General features: G+C 75.2%; 14 protein-coding genes. 4 read left to right on the forward strand and 10 right to left on the reverse strand.

What is annotated here, in order from left to right; all coding sequences use genetic code 11:
• Positions 1-92 precede the first annotated feature (92 nt).
• The 4 genes from JK356_RS19270 to JK356_RS19285 all read right to left on the reverse strand — a co-directional run bounded on the left by JK356_RS19270 (position 93) and on the right by JK356_RS19285 (position 3,686).
• On the reverse strand, positions 93-1,334 hold the full coding sequence (locus JK356_RS19270; protein WP_201869919.1) for an ATP-grasp domain-containing protein: 1,242 nt from the start codon (positions 1,332-1,334) through the stop codon (positions 93-95).
• On the reverse strand, positions 1,331-2,086 hold the full coding sequence (locus tag JK356_RS19275) for a class I SAM-dependent methyltransferase (protein ID WP_201869920.1): 756 nt from the start codon (positions 2,084-2,086) through the stop codon (positions 1,331-1,333). Before JK356_RS19275 ends, JK356_RS19270 begins: the two co-directional genes overlap by 4 nt.
• Before the next feature lie 272 nt (positions 2,087-2,358).
• On the reverse strand, positions 2,359-3,144 hold the full coding sequence (locus JK356_RS19280) for an SDR family oxidoreductase (RefSeq protein ID WP_201869921.1): 786 nt from the start codon (positions 3,142-3,144) through the stop codon (positions 2,359-2,361).
• Positions 3,145-3,251: 107 nt separating this feature from the next.
• Positions 3,252-3,686 (reverse strand): hypothetical protein, encoded by a 435-nt coding sequence (locus JK356_RS19285; protein ID WP_201869922.1) that lies wholly within the window; start codon positions 3,684-3,686, stop codon positions 3,252-3,254.
• A 153-nt stretch (positions 3,687-3,839) separates the two neighbouring features.
• Between JK356_RS19285 and JK356_RS19290 the strand changes: the two genes are divergently transcribed.
• Positions 3,840-4,508 (forward strand): class I SAM-dependent methyltransferase, encoded by a 669-nt coding sequence (locus JK356_RS19290; RefSeq protein WP_201869923.1) that lies wholly within the window; start codon positions 3,840-3,842, stop codon positions 4,506-4,508.
• 15 nt (positions 4,509-4,523) lie between these two features.
• On the opposite strand, the gene JK356_RS19295 is transcribed toward JK356_RS19290, so the two are convergent.
• On the reverse strand, positions 4,524-5,411 hold the full coding sequence (locus tag JK356_RS19295) for an aminoglycoside phosphotransferase family protein (RefSeq protein ID WP_201869924.1): 888 nt from the start codon (positions 5,409-5,411) through the stop codon (positions 4,524-4,526).
• Between the two features lie 215 nt (positions 5,412-5,626).
• Here JK356_RS19295 and JK356_RS19300 point away from each other — a divergent pair, with 215 nt between their 5' ends.
• Both JK356_RS19300 and JK356_RS19305 read left to right on the forward strand, forming a co-directional pair.
• Positions 5,627-6,082 carry an iron chaperone gene (locus tag JK356_RS19300; RefSeq protein ID WP_201869925.1) on the forward strand — a complete coding sequence of 152 codons (456 nt, stop codon included), beginning with the start codon at positions 5,627-5,629 and terminating at the stop codon, positions 6,080-6,082.
• Positions 6,083-6,360: 278 nt separating this feature from the next.
• Entirely contained in the window at positions 6,361-6,936 is a 576-nt protein-coding gene (locus JK356_RS19305) for a TerD family protein (RefSeq protein ID WP_201869926.1), read from the forward strand.
• 104 nt (positions 6,937-7,040) lie between these two features.
• On the opposite strand, the gene JK356_RS19310 is transcribed toward JK356_RS19305, so the two are convergent.
• Positions 7,041-7,775, reverse strand: a complete 735-nt coding sequence (locus JK356_RS19310) for a FadR/GntR family transcriptional regulator (protein WP_201869927.1) — start codon at positions 7,773-7,775, stop codon at positions 7,041-7,043.
• Positions 7,776-7,930: 155 nt separating this feature from the next.
• Here JK356_RS19310 and JK356_RS19315 point away from each other — a divergent pair, with 155 nt between their 5' ends.
• A complete protein-coding gene (locus tag JK356_RS19315; protein WP_307815759.1) occupies positions 7,931-9,196 on the forward strand; it encodes a cellulase-like family protein in 1,266 nt (421 codons plus the stop codon).
• A gap of 20 nt (positions 9,197-9,216) precedes the next feature.
• Here the strand turns inward: JK356_RS19315 and JK356_RS19320 are convergent, their stop codons facing one another.
• The 4 genes from JK356_RS19320 to JK356_RS19335 all read right to left on the reverse strand — a co-directional run bounded on the left by JK356_RS19320 (position 9,217) and on the right by JK356_RS19335 (position 12,938).
• Positions 9,217-10,188, reverse strand: coding sequence for a sugar kinase (locus JK356_RS19320; RefSeq protein ID WP_201869928.1), 972 nt, complete (start codon positions 10,186-10,188; stop codon positions 9,217-9,219).
• Positions 10,185-10,856, reverse strand: coding sequence for a bifunctional 4-hydroxy-2-oxoglutarate aldolase/2-dehydro-3-deoxy-phosphogluconate aldolase (locus JK356_RS19325; protein WP_201869929.1), 672 nt, complete (start codon positions 10,854-10,856; stop codon positions 10,185-10,187). The genes JK356_RS19320 and JK356_RS19325 overlap by 4 nt, the downstream gene beginning before the upstream one ends.
• Positions 10,857-10,948: 92 nt before the next feature.
• Entirely contained in the window at positions 10,949-12,094 is a 1,146-nt protein-coding gene (gene dgoD, locus JK356_RS19330) for a galactonate dehydratase (RefSeq protein WP_201869930.1), read from the reverse strand.
• A 70-nt stretch (positions 12,095-12,164) separates the two neighbouring features.
• On the reverse strand, positions 12,165-12,938 hold the full coding sequence (locus JK356_RS19335; RefSeq protein WP_307815760.1) for an SDR family NAD(P)-dependent oxidoreductase: 774 nt from the start codon (positions 12,936-12,938) through the stop codon (positions 12,165-12,167).
• Positions 12,939-12,969 lie beyond the last annotated feature (31 nt).

Here is a 12,969-nt window from a genome sequence, read left to right on the forward strand (position 1 = left end):
CGCCGCCTGCGCGTGCTCGCGAGCGATCCAGCCCTCGGCCGCCCCGGTCCGCCGGTCGCGCCGGTCGTGATCCGGTCAGGAAGCAGCACCGGTCATGTGGCCGCCCCGGACGCCTGCGGCGCTATGACCGGCCGCACGCTGCCCGCGGCGCTGAGGGCGCGGTGCAGCGCCAGTTCGGCCGTGGCCCCCTCGGCCAGCACGATGCCGGTGCAGCCGCGCTGGTCGGCCAGGTGCACCACCTCGTCACCGGGCGCGCGCGTGGGGTACCACTCGGGCGTGCCGGGGAAGCGCGCCAGCTCCGCCAGGCCGGACCAGCCGCGCAGCGTGCCGGCCTGGCCGGGATAGATCAGGACGAAGCCGGTGGCGGGCCCGGTGTGGCCGGGGCCGTCGAGGAGAGCAGGGCGGCGGCCGAGCGCGGTGTCGACCAGCGCCTCGTAGACGTTGACCCCCAGCGAGCGGCACAGCGCCTCGCCGACCAGGGCGCCGCCGATGCGGCGGTTGATCTCCACGAGTTCCGGCCCGTCGGCGGTCAGCACGAACTCCACGTGCGCGAACCCGTCCAGGTGCCCGGCCGCCGCCAGTACCCGGCCGGCCCACTCCTCGGTCCGCCGCCGCTCCGCCTCCGGCAGGGCGACGGGGAACGCGGCGGCTTCCTCCCGCACGTGCGGCGCGGGCGACAGCTGGCGGCTGAGCACGCCCAGCAGCCGGGTGCGGCCCCGCCAGCTGAGCGTCTCCGCGCTGTACAGCGGCCCCGGCACGTAGGTCTCGGCGAACAGCCGCCCGTGCAGCGGGGCGTCGGCGGCCTGGGCCAGCGCCCCGGCCAGCTCCCGCTCGTCCCGCACCAGCCACACGCTGCGGGAGGACGTGCCGGCCGAGTCCTTCAGCACGGCGGGCAGGCCGATCTGGTCGCGCACCGCCGCGGCCGCCCCGGGGCCGGGCGTCACGGCGAGCGCCCTGACCCGGGTGAGCCCGCGTTCACGCAGCAGCTCCCGCACCCGCAGCTTGTCGCGCAGCAGCCGCACCGACGCCGGGTCCGGGCCGGGGAGGCCGAACTCGGCGGCGAGGTCAGCGCCTGGGACGCTCCAGGTGTCGGTGGAGTTGATCAGTCCGCTCGGCGCCAGCTTCGCCAGCGCGGCGGCACAGGCGTCCCGGTCGCCGGTGTCGACGTCCACGATGTCGAGGGCGTCGCGCGCGCCCGGCGGCAGGTGCGCCAGCTCGTGGCGGTACACGCTCCGGTCGCCGGTCAGCAGGCACAGCCGGTGCCCGGCCGCCCGCGCGGCCTCGGCCATCCGGCCCAGGCCGAACGTGAGAGCCTCCAGCGCCGCGATGGTCACCGGTCCTCACCTGCCCCGGTCCGGGTGGCGCACGCGATCAGGCGCCGCGCCCGCTGGTCGTACGGGGAGCCGTCGAAGTCGCCGTAGCAGGTGACGGAGCCGAAGCCGGCCTCGGCCAGCAGGCCGCGCAGTTCGGCGGCGCTGTAGACGAAAGAGGTGAGCGACGCCTCCCGCGCGGTGCCGCCGCGCACCAGCGTCCAGTCGGTGCGCAGCCGCGTCCAGTCGTCGAGGATGGTGTCGCGCTGGATGACGTAGCCGTCGGCGAGTTCGACGAGCTGGGGGCGGCCGATCCAGCCCGCCAGGACCTCCTTGCCCATCAGGTCCAGCAGCAGCCGGCCGCCGGGCACGAGCGAGTCGCGGGCGTTGCGCAGCACCCGCAGGTTGTCCGCGGGGTCGTCGAAGTAGCCGAACGACGTGTACAGGTTGACGATGACGTCGTAGGCGGCGGGCTCCCGGTAGGTGAGCATGTCCCCGCGTATGAACCGGACCGTGACGCCCGCCTGCTGGCAGGCGGCGCGGGCGCGGTCGAGCATCGGGACGCTGAGGTCGAGCCCGGTCACCTGGCAGCCGCGGCGCGCCAGGGGCACCGTGAATACGCCGGGGCCGCAGCACTGGTCCAGCACGCGCGTGCCCTCGGGGAAGTCCAGCAGCGGCGATGTGGCGACGGTGGCCGCGGCCTGCTCGCGCCGCGCGCCGGAGAACATGACCTCGGCGAAGTCGGTCCAGAAGCTGTCGTCCTCATACCAGGGCATGGCGGCGGGCAACCTCGTTCCGGTGGCGGGCGCGGCGGCGCCGGGGGCAGACGGCCGGATCGCGGGGTCGTCCGTCCCGCGCGGCCGGGCAGGGGTCGTCGGCGGTTTCCGGGGGTGCGGCCGGATCCTACCCGCGGCGCGGCCGGACGGCACCCGTGCGGACGGCGAAAACCGCTGCTGCCGCGGTCGGCTGAGGTGCCGTCAGGGAAAAAACCGTACGCGCCCGGGCCGGAAACCCCGGCCCGGGCGCGGCGGCGAAGGCGGCACGCCGGTCAGTACTTCTCGGACTGACCGCCGTCGATGCTCACTACGGTGGCGTTGATGAACGATGCCTGGTCGGACAGCAGGAAGGCCACGAGCCAGGCGATCTCTTCCGGCCGGCCGAGCCGCCGCGACGGGTTGCCGCTGACGAACTCCTTGCCGACTTCCTCCCAGTTCTCCGGGTCGATCTGCTTGAAGGAGTTGACCACCATCGGCGTGAGGATGGCGCCGGGTGCGATCGCCTTGACGGAGATGCCGTACTGGCCGTATTCAACGCCGGAGTTGCGCGTCAGCCCGACGACGCCGTGCTTGGCGGCCGCGTAGCCCGACTGGTTGCCCACGCCTCGGATGCCGCCGACGGACGCGCTGTTGACGATGCTGCCGTGCCCCTGGGCGCGCATCACCGGCAGCACGTACTTCAGGCCGAGGAAGACGCCCCGCAGGTTGATGGCGATGACGCGGTCGAACTCGCCGGTGCTGAAGTCCTCGGTGAGGTCCTGCTTGCCTTCGATGCCCGCGTTGTTGAAGAACCCGTCCACACGGCCGAACCGCTCGGTGGTCTGGGAGACGTACCGCCGCACGTCCTCCTCCCGGGAGACGTCGGCGGTGAGGTGCAGGATCTCGGTCCCGGGGGCGGCCCGCTCCACCTCGGCGGACGTGCCCTGAAGCCCTTCCTCGCTGACGTCGACCAGGGCCAGCCGTGCCCCTTCGGACGCCACCTGCACGGCCGCTGCCCGGCCCAGGCCGGAGCCGCCGCCCGTGATGAGGACTGTCTTGCCGGTGAACCTGTCGTCCATGTCAGCCTCCCGGGGCCTTGAGAGCAGGGGCAGAGAACGGCCCGGCGTGCCGGACCTGCGGCTTTTCTCACGATAGGCAGGTATGTCCGGTGCTGCCATCGGGCGGGCTAGCGCCACCGGCGCCGCCGCCCCAGCGTCGCTGCCAGGGCCCGTCGTAACTCCGCCGGATCGGTCAGCGCCCCGTGCTCGCCCGGCGGCAGCAGCCACCGCAGCCGCGCGCCGGAGCCGGTGGCGTCCGCCGGCGGCACCGTCAGCGACGCGCCGCGGCCGAGGATCCGCACGCCCCTCAGCTCCCAGCCGTCCGCCGCGCGCGGCTCCACCAGCCACGCCATGCGCCACACGTCCTGGTTCTCCAGCAGCGCGCCGGACCGCTCGCGCAGCCGGCTCAGCGCGCACACGGCGTCGAAGGACCGCAGGCACACGGCATCGAACCACCGGCCGCATGCCACCAGGCAGGCCGCGCTTCCGGCGGGCGGCAGCCACGGAGCGCCTGCACCGTCGGCCGGGACCGTGGGGCCCAGCGGGGCCCGCTGGTCTGTCATGGCGTGCTCCCCACCGGATCTCGTCCGCGGTAACCCTACGGGTACGGCTGGTAAAGAGCGTGCCATTTTCCCGAACGAGTGACGAGGAAGCCGGCGCCGGTCCCGCCGGGCCCGGCGCCGGCCAGCGCGGCGGACCGGTCTAGGGCCGGGGCGGTGACGCAACGACCCCGCCCGCTCTCCGGGCTCTCCCCGCACCTGCGCGCCACGTCGGCCGCGTACGACGCCGTCGCCGTCCCCTACGCCGCGCTCGCCCGGGACGACCTTGAAACCATTGCGCTGGACCGCGCCGTGCTCGCGGCGTTCGCCGAGCTGATGCGCGGCGCCGAGCCCCGGCTCGTCGCCGACCTGGGCTGCGGCCCCGGGCCCGTGACGGCGCACCTGCGCGACCTGGGGCTGGACGTCTTCGGTGTCGACCTGTCCCCGGCGAAGATCTCCCTCGCCCGCGAGCGGTACCCCGGGCTGCGGTTCGAGACGGGTTCCATGGACGCCCTCGGCCTGGCCGACGGCGAGCTGGGCGGCATCGTCTGCTGGTACTCCGTCATCCACGCACCGCCCGCCGGACTCCCGTCCTGCTTCGCCGAGTTCGGGCGGGTGCTCGCCCCCGGCGGCCACCTGCTGCTGGCGTTCTTCGCGTCGGAGGGCGAGCCGGTCACCGCCTTTGACCACAAGGTGGCGACGGCCTACCGGTGGCCCGTCGACGAGCTCGCGCGGCTGGCCCGGGAGGCCGGCTTCACCGAGACCGGCCGGGTACTCCGCCCGCCGGCCGCGGGCGAACGGTTCCGCCGGGGCCGCCTGCTGCTGCGCCGTGAGCCCTGCCGCTGACGCTTCCGCCGTCCCTCACCCGGCGTCGGCGAGCACCGTGCGGATCACGTGCCGGGCGGCGCGTGCCATCGCCGGGTTCCTCATCCGGTAGTACGGCAGGGCGATCAGCGCCTGCGACAGCGCCCGCCCCCGGCCCCTGCGCCACGTCGCGTCGTCCACGCCCAGGGCCTCGCGGAAGAGGTCCCTGGCCCCGGGCGGCAGGAGGTGCCACGCCGGGAACAGGTCGCAGGCCGGATCGCCGGCGCCCATGCAGCCGAAGTCGATGACGGCGGCCAGGCGGCCGCCCGCCGTCAGCAGGTTGCCCGGCAGCAGATCGCCGTGCAGCCACACCGGCGGGCCGTCCCACTCCGGTGCGGCGAGGGTCTCCTCCCACACCGCGGCGGCGGCGTCGCAGTCGACGTCCTCCTGCGGCACGCCGCGCAGCTCCGCCAGGGCGGCCCGGGTCGCCGCATCGAGCGAGGCAACCGGCCCGCCGCGGTAGGCCGGCGGTGCCCCGGGCAGCGCGACGCGCCGCATCGCCGACACGAACCCGGCCAGGTCCCCGGCCAGCCCGGCCGGATCCCGCAGCGCCCCGGGCTGCGGGTGCGCCCCGTCGCGCCACCGGTACACCGACCACGGCCACGGGTACCCCTCGGCGGGCCGCCCGCTGCCGAGGATCTCCGGGACAGGCACGGGCAGCAGGGGCGCCAGCCGCGGCAGCCACTGGCGTTCCCTTGCGATGTCGCGGGCCCCGCCCGGCCCCAGCGGCAGCCGCACGGCCATGTCATCGCCCAGCCGGTACAGGGCATGCACCGTGCCGCCGGGGGAGACCCGCTCGAGGGCCAGGCCGGCCCACTGCGGGAACTGGCCCGCGACCAGCCGCCGGACCAGGCCGTCGTCGGGCGGAGGGCTGCCAGGGCTCATAGCGCCATCCGACCGCCGGCCCCGCGCGGGTGTCAACCGCGTTTCCGCCGCGCCGCCCGCGCCCGGCGCCGCGGGACGGTCAGGAATCAAGAAGCCGGGCGGCCGCGCCCGGCGTAGCGTGAGGACCACGGCGACCGCGCGGCACCGGCCCGGGCCGGCGCGCCGGCGGTCCCGGCAGGCAGCTCTTCCGCCAGGCACTTGAGAGGACGGCCACCATGGCGCGCTCGACCACGGACACGCACGAGGGTTTCACCGCCGAGGAGCGGGCGGCGATGAAGGAGCACGCGAAGGAGCAGAAGAAGGCGGCGTCCCGGCGCGGTTCGCGGGCCGAGAAGGAGGCCGCGGCGGAGCGGGACGTGCTGGCGAAGATCGCCGGGATGCCGGAGGCGGACCGCGTGATCGCCGAGCGGATCCACGCCCTGGTCAAGGCCGCCGCCCCCGAGCTGAAGGCGAAGCTCTGGTACGGGATGCCCGCCTATGCCCGTAACGGCAAGGTCGTCTGCCACCTCCAGCCCGCGGGGAAGTTCAAGACGCGGTACGCCACACTGGGCTTCAGCGACGAGGCCGCGCTCGACGACGGTACCGTGTTCCCGACCGCCTTCGCCGTCAAGGAGCTGACCGAGGCCGACGAGGAACGCATCAGCGCGCTCATCGCCAGGGCGGTGAGCTGAGCCGGCCGGACGCCTGGCCGGAGGCGAGGAGCGAAGGGGGGCGGCTGGTCGCTGCCGCCGCCCGTGCCGTCGCCGTGCTGTCCGCGCGTCAGCGCCAGGCGTCGTTTCCCGGGCCGGAGCTGACCCGTGACGGGACGGCAGAAAAGGCGGCGATGCTGCGGGAGGGCTGCGGGAGGGCGCCCGGGGCGGGCAAGCAGCAGGGGAGTGACGTAGATTCCTCTTACTGTCCGACCGGCCCCGGGGGAAACTGGCGAGCCGGACCAAGGGGAAGGAAAAGCATGGCTGTTTCGCTGACCAAGGGTGGGAACGTCTCGCTGACCAAGGAGGCTCCCGGCCTGACCGCCGTGACGGTGGGCCTGGGCTGGGACGTCCGGGTCACCACCGGGACCGACTTCGACCTTGACGCCAGCGCCATCGCTGTCAACGCCGCAGGCCGTGTCTACTCCGACGCGCACTTCGTCTTCTTCAACAACAAGCAGTCGCCGGACCAGAGCATCGTGCACACCGGCGACAACCGCACCGGCGAGGGTGAGGGTGACGACGAGCAGATCAACGTCAACCTCGCCGCGCTGCCGGCCGACGTGGACAAGGTCGTGTTCGCCGTCTCGGTCTACGACGCCGAGGCCCGCCAGCAGAACTTCGGGCAGGTGCGCAACGCCTACATCCGCGTCATCAACCAGGCCGGCGGCGCTGAGATCGCCCGCTATGACCTGAGCGAGGACGCCGCCACCGAGACCGCCATGGTCTTCGGCGAGATCTACCGCCACGGCGCCGAGTGGAAGTTCCGTGCCGTGGGGCAGGGTTACGCCTCCGGTCTGGCCGGCATCGCCGCGGACTTCGGCGTCAACGTCTGACGGCGCCGAGGCAGCCGGGCCCCGGCGCGGACGTCCCGCCGCACCGGGGCCCTTGGTGTGCCCGCTTCGCCGGCGCCTGGGGCGACCGGTCATCCGGGCCGCCGTCAGGACCGTGCCGCCGGCACCTCCGGCGCACCCTTCAGGTGCGGCTCGATCAGGCCGAAGTCGTCGGACGCCTTGGCGAGCAGCTCCAGCATCGCCAGCTGGGCGCGCGGCGCGTCCCGCTCCCGGACAGCGGTGAGCACGGCGCGGTGGCTGGGCACCGGGTCGGCCGCCGCCAGGTGCGTGTGGACCAGCCGGTCACGCTCCCGCAGCCCGGGCTCCAGCAGCAGCTCCAGCCGCTCGAGCAGCTCATTGCCGGTGGCGGCCAGCAGCGCGCGGTGGAAGGCGGCGTCGGCCTCGGCAGCGGCGGCCGAGTCCCCCCGGCTGCCGGCCATGGCGGACAGCGCCGCGTCGAGCGCCGCCAGGTCGTCCTCGGTGCGCCGCAGTGCGGCGCGGTAGGCGGCGGCGGGCTCCACGATGGTGCGGACGTCGGCCAGGTCCCGCATCAGCTGGTGCGAGTCGCCGCCCTCGGCGCGCCAGTGGATGACATCCGGGTCCAGCAGGTTCCACGCCGACCGGGCGCGCACGAACGTGCCGCGCTTCTGCCGGGCGTCGACGAGCCCCTTGCCGGCCAGCACCTTCAGTGACTCCCGCAGGACCGTGAGGCTGACGTCCAGTTCCTGGCCCAGCGCCTTCACGTCGAGGGTGTCGCCCTCCGCGTACTCACCGCGGACGATCCGGGCCCCGAGCCGGTGCACGACCTGGCCGTGCACGCCCCGCTGCGAATAGGACGCCATCGACGTCCCTCCTCTCCTCGCCGTCCGCGCGCCCCCATCCTACCGTGAGCATTATTTATTAATACTTCTTGACAGGCCCGGGCGTGCCGCCGACGATGAACCCGACCCCCGCACGAGCCGCCTCACCGGGCACCGCGCCCTGGAAAGGACCCTTTGTGCCCACTCCGCTGCCGGGCCACCTGCCGCGTGCCCTCACCATCACCCTCTGGGACTTCACCTGGTACACCCGCACCGGGCCAGGGGAGCCGTTCGCCGACCTCGACCGCGCCTTCGCGGAGGCCGCCGACCGCGGCTACAACACCATCCGCGTGTGCGCCATGCCGCTGCTGCTCTTCGGCACCGGTATCGACACCTCACGGCTGCGCCTGGAACCGCTCGGCGGCGGCTACGGGCAGCGCGTGCGCTGGTACGACGTCCGCGCCGCCACCGAGATCGACGGCCGCGCGCACCTGCTCGCGCTCTTCGAGGCCGCCCGCCGCCACGACTTCTACGTCATCCTCTCCAGCTGGGAGTACCAGCAGAGCCCGTCGTTCGCCGCCGACCGGGCCTGGTACGACGCGGTGATGGCCATCGACCCCGAGCGCCGCCCCGAGGCGCTGGCCGACGCGTTCGCCGACATGCTGGACTTCCTCGCCGCCCACGGCGGCCTGGACGACCGCGTCGCCTTCACGGAGCTGCACAACGAGGTCCAGGCCGGGCACCTGACCGACGGCCTCCCCGGCCGCGACCCGGTGACGGAGCTGCGCCCGCGCCTCGAACGCGGCCTCGCCCGTTTCCGCGAGCGCCAGCCGGGCAGGCCGGTGACCGTCAACTACGCCGAGGTGCCGGTTGGTTCGCTGCGCGGCGTGCCGCGCGAGGTGGACGTGGCCGTCTTCCACCCGTACGTCTACGGCGTCCTCGGCGAGCTCATCCAGACCTTCGCACTGCGCGACGCCAGCCGCCCGTTCCCGCAGGACGCCGTGCGCCGCGCCCTGCTCCGCGACGGCGCCCCCGGCCTCGCCCAGTGGGCGCTGCCCGAGTCCGCGCGCTGGAAGCTGGACGCCACGGTCGTCAGCCAGCGCGAGATGTACACCCACGACTGGTGCGACCCGGGCAAGTGGGACGCCTGGCTGTACGACCGCTACGCCACCCACCGCCTGGCGATGGAGCAGCGCCTGGTCACCTGGATCGAGGCGGCGGCCGACTGGGCCGCGGACACCGGCGTGCCGCTCGTCTTCGGCGAGGGCTGGGTCGGCTACACCCCGCTGCACGGCACGTTCGAGGAGGGACCGGTCGGCGCCGCGATCTGCCGCCGCGCCGTCGCCGAGGCCGCCCGCGTCGGCGCGCTCGGCACCGTGGTGTGCTCCAACGCCGCCCCGCACCACCCGATGTGGCAGGACGTCACCCTCCAGCGGGAGTGCAACGCCCTGCTGCGGGCCTGAGAGCCGCGCCGGGGCACGCCTCAGCGCACCGCCGAGCCGGGGGCGGCGTCCAGCAGCGGCAGTTCGTCGCGGTGGGGGAGCCCCTCCCAGTCGCCCTCGGTGGCGACGGCGAAGCCGCCGCAGGCCACCGCCCGGTCCAGCCGCGCGGCCGGCGCCAGGCCGTCCAGCAGCCCGGAGAGGTAGCCCGCGCAGAACGCGTCGCCCGCGCCGACGGTGTCGCGCACCGGCACCCGGCGGGCCGGCACCCGCAGCGGTGCGGCGGCGCCGGTGTGCAGCTCGGCCCCCTCCCCGGCCCGCTTGATCACGACCTCGCGCACGCCCTCCCGCAGCGCGGCGGCCGGGGAGCCGGCGACGAGCGGCAGTTCGTCATCGGAAGCGATCAGCACATCCACCCACCGCAGCAGCGGCCGCAGCGCCGCGGTGGCCTCCTCGGCCGACCACAGCCGGGCGCGGTGGTTGACGTCCAGCACCACCTGCCAGCCGTGCCCGCGGGCGTGGCGCGCCGCCGCGCCGACCGCCTCGCGCGGACCCGCGCCCAGCGCGGCCGTGATGCCGGTCAGGTGCAGCATCCGGGCGCCCGCCGCGAGCGCCCCCGACAGGTGGCCGGGCCGCTGCCGGGAGGCCGCCGAGCCGGCCCGCCAGTAGTGCACGCGGCACACATCGCCCAGGCGTGTCTCCCGCAGCATCGCGCCGGTCGGCGCCTCGTCGTCCGTGGTGGCGTACGTGACGTCCACGCCCTCGCCGCGCAGCGCCCGCAGCACCAGCCGCCCCGGCTCGTCGGCGCCGACACGTCCCGCCCACGCCGCCGCGTGGCCGAGCCGGGCCAGGCCGATGGCGGCGTTGGCCTCCGCCCCGGCCACCGCCACCCGGGCGTCGGCACCCACCGCCAGCGGGCCACCGGTGCGCACGGACAGCATGGCCTCACCGAACGTCAGCACGTCCCAGCGTGGCCCCCTCCCGCCGGAGGCAGCCGCCACCGCCTCGCCGCTCATGCGTCCGCCTCCTTGCCGTGCCCGCCGCAGACGGCCCGGAACGTGCGGGCACGGGCCCGCAGCGCGGCGAGATCCCCGCCGTCGGCGGCGTCGCCGACCAGCGGCGAGCCCACGCCCACGGCGACGGCCCCGGCCGCCAGGTAGGCCCGCGCCGCCTCCGCGTCCACCCCGCCGACCGGCACCACCGGCAGGCCGGGGAACGGGCCGCGCAGCGCCGGCAGGTAGCCGGGCCCCACCGCCGAGGCCGGGAACAGCTTCACCGCCGTCGCGCCTGCCGCCATGGCGGCCACGCACTCCGTGGGCGTCAGCGCCCCGGCGAGCAGCGGCAGCCCCGCTTCGGCGGCGGCCGTCACGCCCTCGCCCAGCGCGGGGGTGACGATCCACGAGGCGCCGGCGTCGCGGGCCCGCGCGGCGTCGTCGCGGGTGACGACGGTGCCCGCGCCGATCCAGGCGGCCCCGGCGGTCTCCCGCGCGGCCTCGGCGATGACGCCGGTGGCGTCGGCTGAGGTGAGCGAGACCTCGATGAGGCCGACGCCCTCCTCGGCCAGCGCCAGCACGGTGCGCAGCGCGGCGTGCCGGTCACCGCCCCGGACGATGGCTGCCAGCCGCTCACGGCGCAGCCGGGTGACGAACGCGGCGGTATCCGCGCCGCCGTTCTCGCTGGTCATGGGTGTACGCTCCTCGCCACTTACGTCGCTTGTGGTACTGGGGCTGCTGGTTTCCGGGCCTGCCCTTGGTGCTGGCTCACCACGGCGCTGGCTCACCACTCGGCGAACGAGCCGTCCGGGTGGCGCCACACCGGCCCGCGCCAGTCCGGTGCGGAGCCGTCGGCGGCCCGCACAGCCCGCTCGTCGACCTCGATGCCCAGACCGGGGCCGGCCGGGCGAAGGAAGTGGCCTTCGTGGAACCGGAAGACCTCGGGGTTGGACACGTAGTCCAGCAGCTCGGCCCCGGTGTGGTAGTGGATGCCGATGCTCTGCTCCTGGATCAGGAAGTTCGGCGTCGCGAACGCCACCTGAAGGCTCGCCGCCAGGGAGACCGGGCCGAGCGGGCAGTGCGGCGCCAGCAGCACGTCGAAGGTCTCGGCCAGCGAGGCGATGCGCCGCACCTCCGAGATCCCCCCGGCGTGTGAGAGGTCGGGCTGGATCACGGCGATCCCCGCCTGGAGCGCGGGCAGCACGTCCGTGCGCCCGTACAGCCGCTCGCCGGTCGCCACCGGCACGGGCGAGGCCGCGACCAGCTCGCCGAGCCGGTGCGTGTACTCCGGCAGCAGCGGCTCCTCCGCGAACAGCGGGTTGACCGGCGCCAGGTGCGGCAGCACCGTGCGGGCGTTGGCGACGGTGAAGCGGCCGTGGAAGTCGACGGCGAGGTCGCGGTCCGGCCCGAGGACCTCCCGGGCGGCCTCGGCGCGCGCCACCACCTGGCGGATGTCCGAGACGGTGGCGAGCCGGTTCATCCGGCCGCTGGCGTTCATCTTCACGGCCGTGAAGCCCGCCTCGACCTGGGCCGCGACCGCGTCCGCGACCTCGCCCGGCTCGTCGCCGCCGACCCAGCTGTAGGCGCGCACCCGGTCCCGGACCGGGCCGCCGAGCAGCACGTGCACGGGGACGCCCAGCGTCCGTCCCGCGATGTCCCACAGCGCCTGGTCGAGCCCGGCGACCGCGCTGGAGAGCACCGGCCCGCCGCGGTAGAACGAGCCCTTGGTCATCACCTGCCAGTGGTCTTCGATCCGCAGCGGGTCCTTGCCCAGCAGCAGTTCGGACAGCTCGTGCACGGCCGTGCGCACCGTCGCGGCGCGGCCCTCCACGACCGGCTCGCCCCAGCCGGTGATGCCCTCGTCGGTCTCCACCCGGCACAGCAGCCAGCGCGGGGGTACGGCGAACGTCTCGATGCGGGTGATCTTCACGGGCGGTGCTCCTGCCTCCGTGCGGCGCGGCGCCGGCGGGTGGGTGCGGTCGTGCGGCGGGGCTGTGCTTTCAGGAACTCGTCTTCAGCACGCTCCAGCCGCCGTCGACGACGAGCGAGGCGCCGGTGACGTAGGAGGCGTCCTCGTGGAGGAGGAAGGCGATGGCGGAGGCGACCTCCTCAGGGCGGCCGAGCCGCCGCGCGGCCGTCTGCCCGGCGGTGGCGCGCCGGTCCTCCTCGCTGATGCCGTCCCAGACGGGCGTGAGCACCGGGCCGGGCAGCACGGCGTTGACCCGCACCTGGGGGCCGTACTCCACGGCGAGCTGCCGGGTCAGGCCGGTCAGGCCGGCCTTGAGGGAGGCGTAGGCGGGGCGCCCCGGCAGACCGAAGTTGGCGTGCACGGACGAGACCAGCACGGCGCTGCCGCCGGTCTCGCGCAGCCCCGGCAGGCAGGCGCGGAAGCCGAGGAACGAGCCGGTCAGGCCGACCGCCAGCTGGCTGTCCCACTCCGCCCGGCTGGTGCGGTCGGCCGGGGCGATGGTGACGCTGACGGCGTTGCTCACCAGGCCCCAGACCGGGCCGAACCGCTCGCCCGCGACCCGGACGGCCCGCTGCCACTGCTCCTCGTCGGCGACGTCGCAGTGCTGGTAGACGGCCTGGCCGCCCTCCTCGCGCAGCCGTGCGGCGACCGCCTCGCCGGCCTCGTCGTTCACGTCGCCAAGGAGCACCGCGGCGCCCTCGGCGGCCAGTCGGCGGGCGGTGGCCTCGCCGATGCCCGACGCGGCTCCGGTGACGATGACGCAGCGGCCGGCGAACCGGCCCTCGCGGGGCGGTGATGAGCGCACGGATCCTCCCAGGGACGGCGGCGGCCGGAGC

It is taken from the genome of Streptomyces sp. 7-21 (assembly GCF_016741785.1).
GTDB lineage: Bacteria > Actinomycetota > Actinomycetes > Streptomycetales > Streptomycetaceae > Streptomyces.

Bases quoted from the DNA above. Each gene is read 5' to 3' on its own strand.
- JK356_RS19275 (WP_201869920.1), bottom strand. From the start codon at position 2,086: ATGCCCTGGTATGAGGACGACAGCTTCTGGACCGACTTCGCCGAGGTC.
- JK356_RS19280 (WP_201869921.1), bottom strand. From the start codon at position 3,144: ATGGACGACAGGTTCACCGGCAAGACAGTCCTCATCACGGGCGGCGGC.
- JK356_RS19285 (WP_201869922.1), bottom strand. From the start codon at position 3,686: ATGACAGACCAGCGGGCCCCGCTGGGCCCCACGGTCCCGGCCGACGGT.
- JK356_RS19295 (WP_201869924.1), bottom strand. From the start codon at position 5,411: ATGAGCCCTGGCAGCCCTCCGCCCGACGACGGCCTGGTCCGGCGGCTG.
- JK356_RS19300 (WP_201869925.1), top strand. From the start codon at position 5,627: ATGGCGCGCTCGACCACGGACACGCACGAGGGTTTCACCGCCGAGGAG.
- JK356_RS19305 (WP_201869926.1), top strand. From the start codon at position 6,361: ATGGCTGTTTCGCTGACCAAGGGTGGGAACGTCTCGCTGACCAAGGAG.
- JK356_RS19310 (WP_201869927.1), bottom strand. From the start codon at position 7,775: ATGGCGTCCTATTCGCAGCGGGGCGTGCACGGCCAGGTCGTGCACCGG.
- JK356_RS19320 (WP_201869928.1), bottom strand. From the start codon at position 10,188: ATGAGCGGCGAGGCGGTGGCGGCTGCCTCCGGCGGGAGGGGGCCACGC.
- JK356_RS19325 (WP_201869929.1), bottom strand. From the start codon at position 10,856: ATGACCAGCGAGAACGGCGGCGCGGATACCGCCGCGTTCGTCACCCGG.